This is a genomic window from Streptomyces sp. F001, from assembly GCF_004187715.1.
Classification (GTDB): domain Bacteria; phylum Actinomycetota; class Actinomycetes; order Streptomycetales; family Streptomycetaceae; genus Streptomyces; species Streptomyces flavusporus.
In genome coordinates, this window is the sequence record NZ_QZWF01000003.1 from 154832 (window position 1) to 168890 (window position 14059).

12 protein-coding genes and 1 pseudogene are annotated in these 14059 nt (G+C 69.5%); 8 read left to right on the forward strand and 5 right to left on the reverse strand.

Going from position 1 to position 14059, the window contains the following annotated elements:
* Window positions 1–45: 45 nt before the first annotated feature.
* The 6 genes and pseudogenes from mshD to StrepF001_RS45605 form a co-directional block, all read left to right on the forward strand.
* A pseudogene (gene mshD / locus StrepF001_RS13880) lies at window positions 46–963 on the forward strand (mycothiol synthase); the annotation flags it as partial.
* 116 nt (window positions 964–1079) lie between these two features.
* Window positions 1080–3437 carry an RNA degradosome polyphosphate kinase gene (locus StrepF001_RS13885; RefSeq protein WP_129798569.1) on the forward strand — a complete coding sequence of 786 codons (2358 nt, stop codon included), beginning with the start codon at window positions 1080–1082 and terminating at the stop codon, window positions 3435–3437.
* Complete coding sequence (locus StrepF001_RS13890) at window positions 3418–4578, forward strand: CHAD domain-containing protein (protein ID WP_129798570.1); 1161 nt, start codon at window positions 3418–3420, stop codon at window positions 4576–4578. Before StrepF001_RS13885 ends, StrepF001_RS13890 begins: the two co-directional genes overlap by 20 nt.
* A 24-nt stretch (window positions 4579–4602) precedes the next feature.
* Window positions 4603–5028, forward strand: a complete 426-nt coding sequence (locus StrepF001_RS13895) for an NUDIX hydrolase (protein WP_129798571.1) — start codon at window positions 4603–4605, stop codon at window positions 5026–5028.
* Between the two features lie 380 nt (window positions 5029–5408).
* Entirely contained in the window at window positions 5409–6248 is an 840-nt protein-coding gene (locus tag StrepF001_RS13900; RefSeq protein WP_129798572.1) for a hypothetical protein, read from the forward strand.
* Between the two features lie 85 nt (window positions 6249–6333).
* Window positions 6334–6510 carry a hypothetical protein gene (locus StrepF001_RS45605; protein ID WP_165396267.1) on the forward strand — a complete coding sequence of 59 codons (177 nt, stop codon included), beginning with the start codon at window positions 6334–6336 and terminating at the stop codon, window positions 6508–6510.
* Between the two features lie 8 nt (window positions 6511–6518).
* On the opposite strand, the gene StrepF001_RS13905 is transcribed toward StrepF001_RS45605, so the two are convergent.
* The gene (locus tag StrepF001_RS13905; protein WP_129798573.1) at window positions 6519–6866 is read right to left on the reverse strand and encodes a metal-sensitive transcriptional regulator; all 348 of its coding nucleotides are present in this window, start codon (window positions 6864–6866) and stop codon (window positions 6519–6521) included.
* Window positions 6867–7077: 211 nt separating this feature from the next.
* Here StrepF001_RS13905 and StrepF001_RS13910 point away from each other — a divergent pair, with 211 nt between their 5' ends.
* Together StrepF001_RS13910 and StrepF001_RS13915 are read left to right on the forward strand one after the other, a co-directional pair.
* Complete coding sequence (locus StrepF001_RS13910; RefSeq protein ID WP_053759661.1) at window positions 7078–7698, forward strand: DUF47 family protein; 621 nt, start codon at window positions 7078–7080, stop codon at window positions 7696–7698.
* Window positions 7699–7705: 7 nt separating this feature from the next.
* Window positions 7706–8704, forward strand: a complete 999-nt coding sequence (locus StrepF001_RS13915; protein ID WP_129798574.1) for an inorganic phosphate transporter — start codon at window positions 7706–7708, stop codon at window positions 8702–8704.
* A gap of 750 nt (window positions 8705–9454) precedes the next feature.
* Here the strand turns inward: StrepF001_RS13915 and pstB are convergent.
* The 4 genes from pstB to pstS form a co-directional block, all read right to left on the reverse strand.
* The gene (gene pstB / locus StrepF001_RS13925; protein WP_129798576.1) at window positions 9455–10231 is read right to left on the reverse strand and encodes a phosphate ABC transporter ATP-binding protein PstB; all 777 of its coding nucleotides are present in this window, start codon (window positions 10229–10231) and stop codon (window positions 9455–9457) included.
* Between the two features lie 46 nt (window positions 10232–10277).
* Window positions 10278–11336, reverse strand: a complete 1059-nt coding sequence (pstA, locus tag StrepF001_RS13930) for a phosphate ABC transporter permease PstA (RefSeq protein ID WP_129798577.1) — start codon at window positions 11334–11336, stop codon at window positions 10278–10280.
* Complete coding sequence (gene pstC / locus StrepF001_RS13935; protein WP_129798578.1) at window positions 11333–12343, reverse strand: phosphate ABC transporter permease subunit PstC; 1011 nt, start codon at window positions 12341–12343, stop codon at window positions 11333–11335. Before pstC ends, pstA begins: the two co-directional genes overlap by 4 nt.
* 104 nt (window positions 12344–12447) lie before the next feature.
* The gene (gene pstS / locus StrepF001_RS13940; RefSeq protein WP_129798579.1) at window positions 12448–13572 is read right to left on the reverse strand and encodes a phosphate ABC transporter substrate-binding protein PstS; all 1125 of its coding nucleotides are present in this window, start codon (window positions 13570–13572) and stop codon (window positions 12448–12450) included.
* Between the last annotated feature and the right edge of the window lie 487 nt (window positions 13573–14059).

A 14059-nucleotide genomic window follows, 5' to 3' on the forward strand; every position in this document is an offset into this window, starting at 1 on the left:
CTCCCTGCCGACACTTTGCCGGGCCCGCCCTTTACCCTCGTAGGCATGACCAGCGACGACAGCGACCGGCAGGCCGGCCACTCCCGATCCATCGAGACCCACGCCGTGCTCAGCCCGGAGCTGACCGAGGCGGTACTCGCCCTGCTCGCCGAGGCCGCGCGGAGCGACGGCCAGCAGGCGGTGTCCGAGCAGGGCCGGCTGCAGCTGCGCGGCGGGGAACGCGAGGGCGTGTCCCATCTGCTGCTCACCGTCGGCGGCGAACTCGTCGGCTACGCCCAGCTGGAGGACACCGACCCGGTGGAGGCGCCGGCCGCCGAACTGGTCGTCCACCCCGCCCACCGCGGTCATGGACACGGCCGCGCCCTCGGCTCGGCGCTGCTCGCCGCGTCCGGCAAGCGGCTGCGGGTGTGGGCGCACGGCGGCCACTCCGCCGCCCGGCACCTCGCCCAGGTCCTCGGCCTCACCCTGTTCCGCGAACTGCGCCAGATGCGGCGCCCGTTGGCCGGCCTCGACCTGCCCGAGCCGACCCTGCCGGACGGCGTGACCGTGCGTACCTTTGTGCCCGGGCGGGACGACGCGGCCTGGCTGGCCGTCAACGCCGCCGCCTTCGCCCACCATCCCGAGCAGGGCTCCCTCACCCAGCAGGACCTCGACGACCGCAAGGCCGAGCCGTGGTTCGACCCGGCGGGCTTCTTCCTCGCCTTCCGTGGCGACGAACTCGTCGGCTTCCACTGGACCAAGGTCCACGCGCAGGAGCAGCTCGGCGAGATCTACGTCCTCGGCGTCGCCCCCGCCGCCCAGGGCACCGGCCTCGGCAAGGCCCTCACCGCCGTCGGCCTGCGGCATCTGGCGGCGCAGGCCCTGCCGACGGCGATGTTGTACGTCGACGCGGACAACAAGGCGGCGGTTGCGGTGTACGAGGGGATGGGCTTCACGACCCACGAGACGGACCTGATGTACCGACGGAGACCTGACCGCCACCCCCCCCCGCGCCATGGACGCCCGGGAGCCGCCCCCCGCTATCCCGCACGTCATGTCTCCGTAACCATCGATTCAGACGGGCTTGCGACGCTCAGCCAATGACGCCCGCCGTGCCAGAGCCTTCGCCGCCCCCCGAGGGGCCCGCGGTGAACGGGGCCGCCGCCACGCTCCCGCCCGCTCGATCCGACGCGCCCGTTTCGCTCACGGCGCGGAACAATGGGGGCATGAGCCAGCAGAACGCCCAGGCACAGGTCCAGCACGCACAGCCCTCCGTGGGCTCCATAGCCGCCCACCGCCCGCACACGGTGTCAGCGACGGTCTCCGACCTGGAACCCGACATCGATGCCGACCTCGACGTGTACGAGGACGGGCAGGTGGACGGCGTCCAGCTGCCGCAGGGCCGGTTCCTCGACCGGGAGCGCAGCTGGCTGGCGTTCAACGAGCGCGTCCTGGAGCTCGCCGAGGACCCCAACACGCCCCTTCTGGAGCGGGCCAACTTCCTCGCGATCTTCGCCAGCAACCTGGACGAGTTCTTCATGGTCCGGGTGGCCGGTCTGAAGCGCCGTATCGCCACCGGCGTCGCCACCCGCTCCGCCTCCGGGCTCCAGCCCCGTGAAGTGCTGGAGATGATCTGGGCCCGCTCCCGCGAGCTGATGGCCCGGCACGCCGCCTGCTACCACGAGGACGTCGCCCCCGCCCTCGCGGAGGAGGGCATCCACCTGGTCCGCTGGAGCGAGCTGACCGAGAAGGAGCAGGCGCGCCTCTTCACGCTCTTCCGGCACCAGATCTTCCCGGTCCTGACCCCGCTGGCGGTCGACCCCGCGCACCCGTTCCCGTACATCTCCGGCCTGTCCCTGAACCTGGCCGTCGTCGTACGCAACCCGGTCAGCGGCCACAAGCACTTCGCCCGCGTGAAGGTGCCCCCGCTGCTGTCCCGCTTCCTGGAGAGCTCCCCCGGCCGGTACGTCCCCATCGAGGACGTCATCGCCGCGCACCTCGAGGAGCTGTTCCCGGGCATGGAGGTGCTGGAGCACCACGCCTTCCGGCTGACCAGGAACGAGGATCTCGAGGTCGAGGAGGACGACGCCGAGAACCTGCTCCAGGCCCTGGAGAAGGAGCTCATGCGGCGCCGCTTCGGCCCGCCGGTGCGCCTGGAGGTCGAGGAGTCCATCGACCGTGAGGTGCTGGACCTGCTGGTCCGGGAACTGAAGATCAGCGAGGCCGAGGTCTACCCGCTGCCCGGCCCCCTGGACCTCACCGGCCTCTTCCGTATCCACAGCCTCGACCGTCCCGAGCTGAAGTACCCGAAGTTCGTCGCCGGCACCCACCGCGACCTCGCCGAGGTCGAGTCGGCGTCCGCGCCCGACATCTTCGCCGCCCTGCGCGCGAGGGACGTACTCCTGCACCACCCGTACGACTCGTTCTCCACGTCGGTGCAGGCCTTCCTGGAGCAGGCGGCCCAGGACCCGGACGTCCTCGCCATCAAGCAGACCCTGTACCGGACCTCCGGCGACTCCCCGATCGTGGACGCCCTGATAGAGGCGGCCGAGTCCGGCAAGCAGGTCCTCGTCCTGGTGGAGATCAAGGCCCGCTTCGACGAGCACGCCAACATCAAGTGGGCGCGCAAGCTGGAGGAGGCCGGCTGCCATGTGGTCTACGGCCTGGTCGGCCTGAAGACCCACTGCAAGCTGTCGCTCGTCGTCCGCCAGGAAGGCGACACGCTACGGCGGTACTGCCACGTCGGCACCGGCAACTACCACCCGAAGACGGCCCGCCTCTACGAGGACCTCGGCCTGCTCACCGCCGACCCGCAGGTCGGCGCGGACCTGTCCGACCTGTTCAACCGGCTGTCCGGCTACTCCCGCCGGGAGACCTACCGCCGTCTGCTGGTCGCCCCCAAGTCGCTGCGCGACGGCCTGATCGCGCGGATCGACAAGGAAGCCCAGCACCACCGTGCCGGACGGCACGCCTACATCCGCATCAAGGTCAACTCGATGGTCGACGAGGCGGTCATCGACGCCCTGTACCGCGCGTCGATGGCGGGCGTGCCGGTCGACGTCTGGGTGCGCGGCATCTGCGCGCTCCGCCCGGGCGTGCCGGGCCTGTCGGAGAACATCCGGGTCCGCTCGATACTCGGCCGCTTCCTCGAACACTCCCGTGTGTTCGCCTTCGGCAACGGCGGCGAACCCGAGGTGTGGATCGGCAGCGCCGACATGATGCACCGCAACCTCGACCGCCGTATAGAGGCCCTGGTCCGGGTCGTCGACCCGGCGCACCGCGCCGCGCTCAACCGGCTCATGGAGACCGGCACGTCCGATTCCACCGCCTCCTGGCACCTGGGCCCGGACGGCGAGTGGACCCGGCACGCGATCGACGGTGACGGCGGGGCCCTGCGGAACATCCAGGAGATGCTCATAGACGCCCGGAGGCGCCGGCGTGGCACAGCAACACCTTGACCCGACGGACCCCGTGGCCGGTCCGGTGACCGGGGACGCCCTCGCGGGCTACCTGCGGGCCCAGGCCACGGAGTTCCTCCGTGCGCTCCGCCAGCACCGGGAGACCGGCGCCGGGGGAAACCACCACGGTACGGAGGAGACCGTCGACGCGGCACGCGCCCTGCGCCGCTCGGCCCGCCGCATCAGCGGCAGTCTGCACACGTTCCGTCCTCTGCTGGACACCGACTGGTCGGAGGGAATGCGCCCCGAACTGGCCTGGCTCTCCGGCACTCTGGCCCTGGAACACGCCTACGCGGCCCGCCTGGACCGCCTGCTCCAGGCCCTGCACCGCCTGTCGGGCGCAACGTTCCCGGCGCAGACGGCGACGCCGGCCGCAGCTACGACAGCCGACGTAGCTGCGGGCAGTCGTGCCGCTGGGGCGGCAGGGGTGGGCGATGGGGGTGCCCCCGCGCGAGCTCGTTCGAGCGTGGGGGAGGCACCCGGCACCGCCGGCCCCCCGACGTCCACCCCGGAACGCGGCAACCTCACAGTAGGCGCAGCCAAAGCAGGCGCCCTACTCGAACGCCAGCTCACCCTCGCCCGCACCCGAGCCCACTCCAGCGCCCTCCAGGCCCTCGGCTCCAGCCGCTTCCACGCGGTAGCCGACAAGGTCGCCGTCCTGGCCAGCGAGGTCCCCCTCACCCCGACCGCCCCCACAGCCGACCTGCGCCCGCACGCCGCCGCAGCCGAGGAGCGCCTCACGGACGCGGTGGCCGCCCTCCCGCTGATCACCGCCGGCCACCCGTACAACGCGGAGGCGCTGATCCACGGCCTGTCCCCGGACCCGTCCCCGCACCCGCAGGACGCCCCCTGGCACCAGGTCCGCCTGCTGCTGCGCCTGCACCGCTACGCCCGCGAGGTGCTGGACGGGGAGAACGCCCCGGTCGACGTCCGTCTGCTGGCCGCCGGCCAGGCCCTCAACCGGCACCGCGACGCCGCGGAGGCGGCAGCGGCAGCGGCCGCAGCGGCCCGTACGCCACGCATCGCCCCGGCGACGGCGTACGCGCTCGGCGTGCTGCACGCCGACCAGCGGCACGAGGTGGAGGCGGCGCGGTTCGCGTTCCAGCAGTCGTGGCAGAAGCAGACGATAGGCACGTCCTGACCCGATGGGGGCGGTGAACGGCAGGTGACCGATGCGAAGGACAACACGCCCGTCCAGGCAGCCGGCTGTGTCCTGTGGCGCCGCTCCCCCATCGACGGCCAACTGGAGATCTGCCTGGTCCACCGTCCCAAGTACGACGACTGGTCCCACCCCAAGGGCAAGCTGAAGCGCGGCGAGGATCCGCTGGTCGGCGCCCTGCGCGAGGTCGAGGAGGAGACCGGCTACGCCGCCGCGACCGGCGCCGAGCTGCCCACCCTGTACTACCTCGCGAACGGCCGCCCCAAGCAGGTCCGCTACTGGGCGGCCGAGGCCGTCTCCGGCAGCTTCACGCCGACCACCGAGGTCGACCGCATCCTGTGGCTGCCTCCCGACGCGGCCCGCCGCCGCCTGACCCAGCCCCGCGACGGCGAGCTGGTGGACGAACTCCTGGCCACCATGCGCCCCGCCTGAAGCCGCTCACTGCTCACCGTCAGGATCCGGCCAGATGCCCCGACGCATCCGTACGGGCCTGGCTTCTCGCCCGACGGGCCGGCCCCCGCCAGCCGCAGATGCACCGGGCCACACAGAACGACCCTTGCTCGACCGTCGTCGCACGGTGCTCCGGATGATCGTTTCCGGGGTTGGACCGGCCCTGCTGCGTCACGCCGACAACGGTACCCAGCCCCGGGTAAACAGCTCATCAGCCTTTAGTAAGGGTCTGCTGCACCCTCGCCGGAAACCGCCGTCGAGCACCCCCACGACCCCACCCGCCGCGTGACGGCTCAACCTACCCGTCGTTAACCGGAACGACAGGGGGCCAGTGACGGACGGACGGCTGGGGTAGGCAGGCGATGGCGGAGCGGCAGCAGGGCAGGGCGGGCGGGACGGTCGTCGCGGCGGGGCTGATGGCCTGTATCTGCCTCGGCGGTACCGGATGCTCCGGCAGCGGCGCGGCCGCGGACAACGCCCAGCCCGCCGACCCGGTCCGCGCCCTGCAGAACGCCGCCGACGCCCTGCGGGACGCCGGCAGTTCCAAGGCCCGTACGTCGATGGAGATGGCCACCGGCGGCACCCGTGTCACCATCCGCGGTGAGGGCACGTACGACTACACCCGGCAGCGCGGTCGCCTGAAGGTGCTGCTTCCCCAGGACCCGGCCGGCGAGCAGGAGCACCGCCCGATCACCGAACTCCTCGCCCCCGGCGCCCTGTACATGAAGAACCGCGGCGCCGGCGTCCCCGCCGACAAATGGGTGCGCGTCGACACGGCCACCCTCTCCGACGGAAACCTGGTGACCGGCGGCGCCACCGACCCCTTCGCCGCCGCCGAGGTGCTGCGCGGCGCGCGCTCCGCGGAGTACGTCGGCCGGACCGAGATCGCCGGCACCGAGGTCAGCCACTACCGCGGCACCGCCGACCTGGGCCGGGCTGCGCAAAATGCCTCGGCGGGGAGCAAGGAATCCCTCCAGGCAGCGGCGAAAGGGTTCGCCACGGCCGAGGTGCCGTTCGACGTGTACCTCGACGACCAGGGCCGCATCCGCAAGATCCGGCACCGCTTCAGCTTCGTCAACGGCCACCACAGGACCCCCGTGGCGGTCTCGTCGACGACCCTCCTCTACGACTTCGGGGCCCCCGTCGACGTACGACTGCCGCCCGCGGAGCACATCTACGCGGGCCGGATCGCCGAGGAGTGACCGGCGCGAACTAGCCCGTCCGTGCCATGCGCGTTGTGTAGGCCGCTCCCTACCCTAGGAAGTCGGTGACGGCAGAGAAGAGGTGATGCACGTGGCTCCGGTCGGCGGTACGGCAGTTCAGGACCACGTGGCCCTCGCCGAGATAGAGCTGTGCGGAGAGCTGATCATCGCGGCCTCGGCAGCGGACGACAGGCTGAGCCTGGAGAGCATCGACGAGGTGCTGCGAGTGACCGAAGAACGCGCGGCGGCGTCCAACCCCTGAGCGAACGCTCACGTCCGCAGCAACCGCCCGATGGCCTTCGTGGCCTCCTCCACCTTGGCATCGATCTCGCCACCGCCCTTGAGGGCGGCATCGGCGACACAGTGCCGCAAATGCTCCTCCAGCAACTGCAGCGCGAAGGACTGCAGAGCCTTGGTGGACGCGGACACCTGCGTGAGTATGTCGATGCAGTAGACGTCTTCATCGACCATCCGCTGCAGCCCCCGGATCTGCCCCTCGATCCGGCGCAGCCGCTTCAGATGCTCGTCCTTCTGCTTGTGGTACCCGTGAACGCCACGGTCGTGGTCGGTCACCACGCTCTCGGAGGGCGCCCCGGAGCCGGTCTCGATGGTTGTCATGGCGTCCTCCATCCACATACCCCTACTGGGTATATCGTACCGAACTTTGCTGGGTATAGGCCTCTTGGCCGCTGCCCGGACCGACCCCCGAACCGCCCCCGTACAGACGAACTATTTTCATGGGCGACACTGGAGGACGGCCCATTAGCCGTGGCCGGATGATGCACCTAGCATCAGCCTGACCGAAACCGAAGCACATAGAGGAACCCACGTGCGCTTTCGTCTGACCCCCAGGGAGACGAGCTTCTACGACATGTTCGCCGCATCCGCGGACAACATCGTCACGGGCTCCAAGCTCCTGATGGAACTGCTCGGGGCGGACGCTTCCGCCCGGGCCGAGATCGCAGAGCGTATGCGGGCAGCGGAACACGCCGGTGACGACGCCACACACGCGATCTTCCACCAGCTGAACTCCTCGTTCATCACACCCTTCGACCGCGAGGACATCTACTCCCTCGCATCCTCCCTCGACGACATCATGGACTTCATGGAGGAGGCCGTCGACCTGGTCGTCCTCTACAACGTCGAGGAACTCCCCAAGGGCGTAGAGCAGCAGATCGAGGTCCTCGCCCGCGCAGCCGAGCTGACGGCCGAAGCAATGCCCCATCTCCGCACGCTGGACAACCTCACCGAGTACTGGATCGAGGTCAACCGCCTCGAGAACCAGGCCGACCAGATCCACCGCAAGCTTCTGGCCCACCTCTTCAACGGCAAGTACGACGCGATCGAGGTCCTGAAGCTCAAGCAGATCGTCGACGTCCTCGAAGAGGCCGCCGACGCCTTCGAGCACGTGGCGAACACGGTGGAGACCATCGCCGTCAAGGAGTCCTGACCAGTCCATGGACACCTTTGCCCTGGTCGTGACCATCCTGGTCGCTCTCTTCTTCACCTACACCAACGGCTTCCACGACTCGGCGAACGCGATCGCCACGTCCGTGTCGACGCGCGCGCTGACCCCGAAGGCCGCCCTGGCCATGGCCGCGGTCATGAACCTGGCCGGTGCGTTCCTGGGCAGCGGCGTGGCGAAGACGGTCAGCGAGGGCCTGATCGAAACCCCCGAGGGCTCCATGGGGATGGGCATCCTCTTCGCCGCCCTCCTGGGCGCAATCACCTGGAACTTGATCACCTGGTACTTCGGCCTGCCGTCCTCCTCCTCGCACGCTCTGTTCGGCGGCATGGTGGGCGCGGCCCTGGCCGGCGGCACACAGGTCTACTGGGACGGCGTCCTCGAGAAGGTCATCATCCCGATGTTCGTCTCCCCCCTGGTCGGTCTCGTGGTCGGCTACCTGGTGATGACGGCCATCATGTGGATCTTCCGCCGAGCCAACCCGCACAAGGCCAAGCGCGGTTTCCGTATCGCGCAGACCGTCTCTGCGGCCGGTATGGCCCTGGGCCACGGCCTCCAGGACGCCCAGAAGACCATGGGCATCGTCGTCATGGCTCTGGTCATCGCCGACGTGGAGGACTACGGCGACCCGATCCCGGTCTGGGTCAAGATCGCCTGCGCGGTCATGCTCTCGCTCGGCACGTACGCCGGCGGCTGGCGCATCATGCGGACCCTCGGCCGCCGCATCATCGAACTGGACCCCCCACAGGGCTTCGCCGCGGAAACCACCGGCGCGTCGATCATGTTCACGACGGCGTTCCTCTTCAAGGCGCCCATCTCCACGACCCACGCCATCACCTCGGCCATCATGGGCGTCGGCGCGACGAAGCGGGTGAACGCCGTGCGGTGGGGTGTCGCCAAGAACATCGTCCTCGGCTGGTTCATCACGATGCCGGCGGCTGCGATCGTCGCGGCGCTGGCCTTCGGCCTCGTACACCTGGCGTTCCTGTAGCACCTGCCCGGCGTTGCGCTGGGCCGGGGGAATCGCGCAGCCCGGCGCTTACGGGGGAGCCTCCCCCAGAGGGGGACCCCCAGCGCCCACCCGTGCCGCCCTGGGGGTCCCCCTCTCTGAGGGAGGCACGACTGCCCGCGGACTGACGGGGTGGTGGCGGCCCGCGCACATCCACAGCCGGACGTCGACGCGTCCCGCGGACTGACGGGTCGGGGCCGCAGTCGCGTACGGCGGGAAGGGGACGTGTCGGGGGGTGTCCGCCCGCAGCGGATGCCGGGCGACCGGTTCCCCATCCAAGAAACCCAACGGCAGACCGAGGACGGACACCCCCCGGCGCGGCCCCGACCCACAACGAAACCGCAGGCGCAACCCGCACCCCCACACACCGGCACAGGCCGCCGCAGGCATCCCACCCCCACCCGCACAAAGCCACCGCAGCACCCCGCCCAAGCGCCGCAGGCACACCCCCCCACACCCGCACAGGCCGCCGCAGGCACCCGCACCCGCACCCGCACCCGCACAGGCCGCCGCAGGCATCCCGCCCAAGCACCGCAGGCACACCCCCCACACCCGCACAGCCGCCGCAGGCACCCGCACCCGCACCCGCACCCGCACAGGCCGCCGCAGGCATCCCGCCCAAGCGCCGCAGGCACCCGCACCCCCAACAAAAGGAACCCGCCCCCGGAAACCAGGGGCGGGCCCTTTTTATCCCCGCGGTGGCACCGCCATGCAGCACCGCGAGGGGTCTGATCAGCCGAACCGGCCGGAGATGTAGTCCTCCGTGGCCTGAACCGACGGGTTGGAGAAGATCCGCTCCGTGTCGTCGATCTCGATCAGCTTGCCGGGCTGCCCGACAGCAGCCAGGTTGAAGAACGCGGTCCGGTCGGAGACCCGCGCAGCCTGCTGCATGTTGTGCGTCACGATGACGATCGTGAACCGCTCCTTCAGCTCACCGATCAGGTCCTCGATCGCAAGCGTGGAGATCGGGTCAAGGGCAGAGCACGGCTCGTCCATCAGCAGAACGTTCGGCTCCACCGCAATCGCCCGCGCGATGCACAGCCGCTGCTGCTGACCACCGGACAGCCCGGACCCCGGCTTGTTCAGCCGGTCCTTTACCTCGTTCCAGAGGTTCGCACCCCTGAGCGACTTCTCGACGATGTCGTCCAGCTGCGACTTCTTGTACGAGCCGAGCAGCTTCAGACCGGCCGCGACATTGTCGTAGACGGACATCGTGGGGAACGGGTTCGGCCGCTGGAAGACCATGCCGACCTCACGCCGCACGGACACCGGGTCGATCCCGGCGGCGTACAGGTTCTCGTCGTCGAGCATGACCTTGCCCTCGACGCGCCCACCCGGAGTCACCTCGTGCATCCGGTTCAGCGTGCGCAGGAACGTGGACTTGCCGCAACCGGACGGCCCGATGAAGGCCGTAACGGACCGGGGCTCGACGGTCATCGAGATGTCCTCGATGGCCCGGAACGAGCCGTAGTAGGCGCTGAGGCCGCTGACATCAATGCGCTTGGCCATGAAAAATCACTGCTTCTTTCGGGAAATCGGTCGCTGAGTGGCCGCGTCAGCGACCGGTCTTCGGGGCCTTCCAGCGGGCGATGCCGCGGGCCAGCAGGTTCAGGATCATCACGAAGGCGATCAGCGTCAGGGACGCCGCCCAGGCGCGGTCGTACGCCGGCTCGGCACCCGCGCTCTGCGAGTACTGCTGGTAGATGTACAGCGGCAGCGAGGCCTGGGCCCCTTCAAACGGGTTGTTGTTGATGAACGGGTTACCGAACACCAGCAGCAGCACCGGAGCGGTCTCACCGGCGATACGGGCGATCGCCAGCATGATGCCGGTGGTGATACCGCCGATCGCGGTCGGCAGGACGATCTTGAGGATCGTGCGCCACTTGGGCACGCCGAGCGCCAGCGAGGCCTCGCGCAGCTCGTTCGGGACGAGCTTGAGCATCTCCTCGGTGGAGCGGACCACGACCGGCATCATCAGGATCGCCAGCGCGAGCGAGCCGGCGAAGCCGAAGGGCTGCATCTCGAAGATCAGCATGATGCTGAGGATGAACAGACCGGCGACGATCGACGGGATACCTGTCATGACGTCGACGAAGAAGGTGACGGCCCGGGCGAGGTTGCCGCGCCCGTACTCCACCAGGTAGATCGCGGTGAGCACACCGATCGGCGCGGCGATCAGCGTGGCGAGGCCGACCTGCTCCAGGGTGCCGATGATGGCGTGGTAGATACCGCCGCCCGGCTCCCGGTCGCCGACGACGCCCATCGAGTGGGTCAGGAAGTAGACGTCGAGGACCTTGACGCCGCGTTCGACGGTCGCCCAGACCAGGGAGGCCAGCGGCACCACGGCCAGCAGGAAGGCGACCCAGACCAGGGAGGTCGCGATGCGGTCCTTGGCCTGCCGCTTGCCCTCGACCATCGAGGCGATGGCGTACGTGCCGAGGACGTAGAGGATCGCGGCGATCAGACCCCACTGGATCCGGCTGTCCAGGCCTGCGCCGAGGCCGATGCCGACGGCCACGGCGACCGAGCCGGCGGCGATCACCCACGGGGACCACTTGGGCAGGCTGGCGCCGCGCAGCGTGGTGGGGCGCTTGTCGGTGAGGACGGTGCTCATGCGTTGGCCCCCGAGTACTCCTTGCGGCGGGCGATGATCATGCGCGCCGCGCCGTTGACCAGCAGGGTGATGACGAACAGGACCAGACCGGAGGCGATGAGCGCGTCACGGCCGAAGGTGTCCGCCTCGCCGAACTTGCTGGCGATGTTCTGGGCGAAGGTGCCGCCGCCCGGGTCGAGCAGGCTGGCGTGGATCAGGAAGTCCGGCGACAGGACCGTGGCGACGGCCATCGTCTCGCCGAGCGCGCGGCCGAGGCCCAGCATCGAGGCGGAGATCACGCCGGAGCGGCCGAACGGCAGTACTGCCATGCGGATGACCTCCCAGCGCGTGGCGCCGAGGGCCAGGGCCGCCTCCTCGTGCATCTGCGGGACCTGCCGGAAGACTTCACGGCTGACGTTCGTGATGATCGGCAGGATCATGATCGCGAGCAGGATGCCGACGGTGAGCATGGAGCGGGCGGGGCCGCCCTGCCAGTCGAAGATGCCGGTCCAGCCGAAGTAGTCGTCCAGCCAGCCGAACAGGCCTTCCATCTGCGGTACGAGGATCAGGGCGCCCCACAGGCCGTACACGATGGACGGCACCGCGGCGAGCAGGTCGATCACATAGGCGATGGGACCGCTCAGCCTGCGCGGGGCGTAGTGCGTGAGGAACAGCGCGATGGCGACCGAGATCGGGACCGCGATGACCATGGCGATGATCGAGGAGATCACGGTGCCGTAGGCCAGTACGGCGATACCGAAGACCGGCGGCTGGGTGCCCGTGTTCCACTCGAAGGTGGTCAGGAAGTTGCCCTCGTCCTTGCTGATGGCGAGGACGGCCCGGTAGGTGAGGAAGCCCGCGATCGCGGCCATGATCGCCAGCAGCAGAATGCCCGAGCCGCGGGACAGACCGAGGAAGATCCGGTCTCCGGGTCGGGTGGCGCCGCGGGCGGCGCGCTTGCGCTCGGCCTCGGTCGGCTGGGGCGCTGGGGGAGGTGTTGCAGTGTTCTTCTGTGTCGTTATGTCCATCGGGTTCTCCGGTCTGCGGAGCCGCACTCGACGTACGGATCCTGGCGGCGGTGCACCGGACGGTGCGGTCCGGTCCCGGGGCGGGGCCGGACCGCACACTCAGGTCAGCTCAGGCCCTCGATGGTGGTGCGGACCTTGGCGATGATGTCGTCGGGGATCGGCGCGTAGCCGGCGTCGGCCAGCAGACCCTGGCCGTCCTCGCTGGCGATGTAGTTCAGGAACGCCTTGGTGGCGGGCAGCGTCTCCGCCTTGTTGCCCTTGTCGCAGACGATCTCGTAGGTGACCAGGGTGATCGGGTAGGCGCCCTCGGCCTTGGTCTTGTAGTTGATCTCGAGCGCGAGGTCCTTGCCCGTGCCGACGACCTCGGCGTCCGCGATGGCCTTGGTGGCACCGTCGGTGGAGGCCTTGACCGGCTCGGCGGCACCCGTGTCGATGGCGACGACGTCCATGCCCTCGGCGTAGGACAGCTCCATGTAGCTGATGGCGCCGGAGGTCTGCGAGACCTGCTGGGCGACACCGGAGGAGCCGGACGCGGCCTGGCCGCCGTCGGCCTGCCAGGCCTTGCCGCCCTCGTACTTCCAGTTCTCCGGGGTGGCGGCGATCAGGTACTTGGTGAAGTTGTCCGTGGTGCCGGACTCGTCCGAGCGGTGGAACGGCTGGATGTTCAGGTCAGGCAGTTCGGCGTCGGGGTTGAGCTTCTTGATCGCCTCGTCGTTCCACTTCTTGATCTTGCTGTCGAAGATCTTCGCGAGGGTCGGAGCGTCCAGGACCAGGTTGTCGACACCCGGGACGTTGTAGCTGACGGCGATCGGGCCGCCGACCATCGGCAGGTCGATGCCCTGGCCACCGGAGCAGACCTCCTTGGAGGCCGCGATCTCCTCGGAGTCCAGCGCGGAGTCGGAACCGGCGAAGGCGACCTGGCCCTGGTTGAAGGCGGTGATACCGGCGCCGGAGCCGCTGCCCTTGTAGTTGATCTGCACGCCGGAGCACTGGGCGGTGAACTGCTTCACCCAGGCGTCGATCGCGTTCTTCTGCGCGGACGAGCCGTCGGCCAGCAGCTGGCCCTTGGCGTCGCCACAGTCGATGGAGCCGGCCTTCGCGGTGCTGGTGGCGTCGCCACCGCCGTTGCTGCCGGTGTCGTCGGAGCCGCACGCCGTGAGGGCCAGGGCGCCGGAGACGGCGAGAGCACCGAGGGTGAGGGCCCGCCGGTTCATGCGCTGAAGCTTCACTTTCGGGAGTTCCTTCCAGGAGCCGCCGTCCTGATCGGCGGCGTGCGAAGTCTGGGTGATGCGAACGCACGCTCGAGGTGCGCCCGTCATCGTCACGGCCGAAATTAGGCAGAACAGGTGAAGCCACCTATGGCCGTAAGTGAACGGAGGGTGAACCCCTGCGGTCGGCGTGGTTAGATCACGGAATGCTTACGGGGAGAACACGCCGAGGTTCCGGCAGGTCGCCCATCGGGGGCGACACCTACCGAAGCAGCATGAACCGGAAGTGGCACTTCGCACGAAGGTACACGGTTTCCACGGAACAGGACATCGTGGACATCTGCCATAGCTGTGGCCAGTCGTGCCTCCCCCCCTCCCCCCCGTGCCTTCAGGCCCTGGGGCTCCCAGGGCGATGGGGTCCCCTGCTCGAGCGAAGCCAAGGGTGAGCGAAGCCAAGGGTGGGGGAGGGTAGGCGCTGGGGATCCCCCTCTGGGGGAGGCACCCCACA

Excerpts from the sequence above, each read along its gene's own strand:
- pstB (WP_129798576.1), bottom strand. The coding sequence starts at position 10,231 with ATGGCCAAGCGCATTGATGTCAGCGGCCTCAGCGCCTACTACGGCTCG.
- StrepF001_RS13905 (WP_129798573.1), bottom strand. The coding sequence starts at position 6,866 with ATGACAACCATCGAGACCGGCTCCGGGGCGCCCTCCGAGAGCGTGGTG.
- pstA (WP_129798577.1), bottom strand. The coding sequence starts at position 11,336 with ATGAGCACCGTCCTCACCGACAAGCGCCCCACCACGCTGCGCGGCGCC.
- StrepF001_RS13900 (WP_129798572.1), top strand. The coding sequence starts at position 5,409 with ATGGCGGAGCGGCAGCAGGGCAGGGCGGGCGGGACGGTCGTCGCGGCG.
- StrepF001_RS13885 (WP_129798569.1), top strand. The coding sequence starts at position 1,080 with ATGACGCCCGCCGTGCCAGAGCCTTCGCCGCCCCCCGAGGGGCCCGCG.
- pstC (WP_129798578.1), bottom strand. The coding sequence starts at position 12,343 with ATGGACATAACGACACAGAAGAACACTGCAACACCTCCCCCAGCGCCC.
- StrepF001_RS45605 (WP_165396267.1), top strand. The coding sequence starts at position 6,334 with ATGCACGTGGCTCCGGTCGGCGGTACGGCAGTTCAGGACCACGTGGCC.
- StrepF001_RS13915 (WP_129798574.1), top strand. The coding sequence starts at position 7,706 with ATGGACACCTTTGCCCTGGTCGTGACCATCCTGGTCGCTCTCTTCTTC.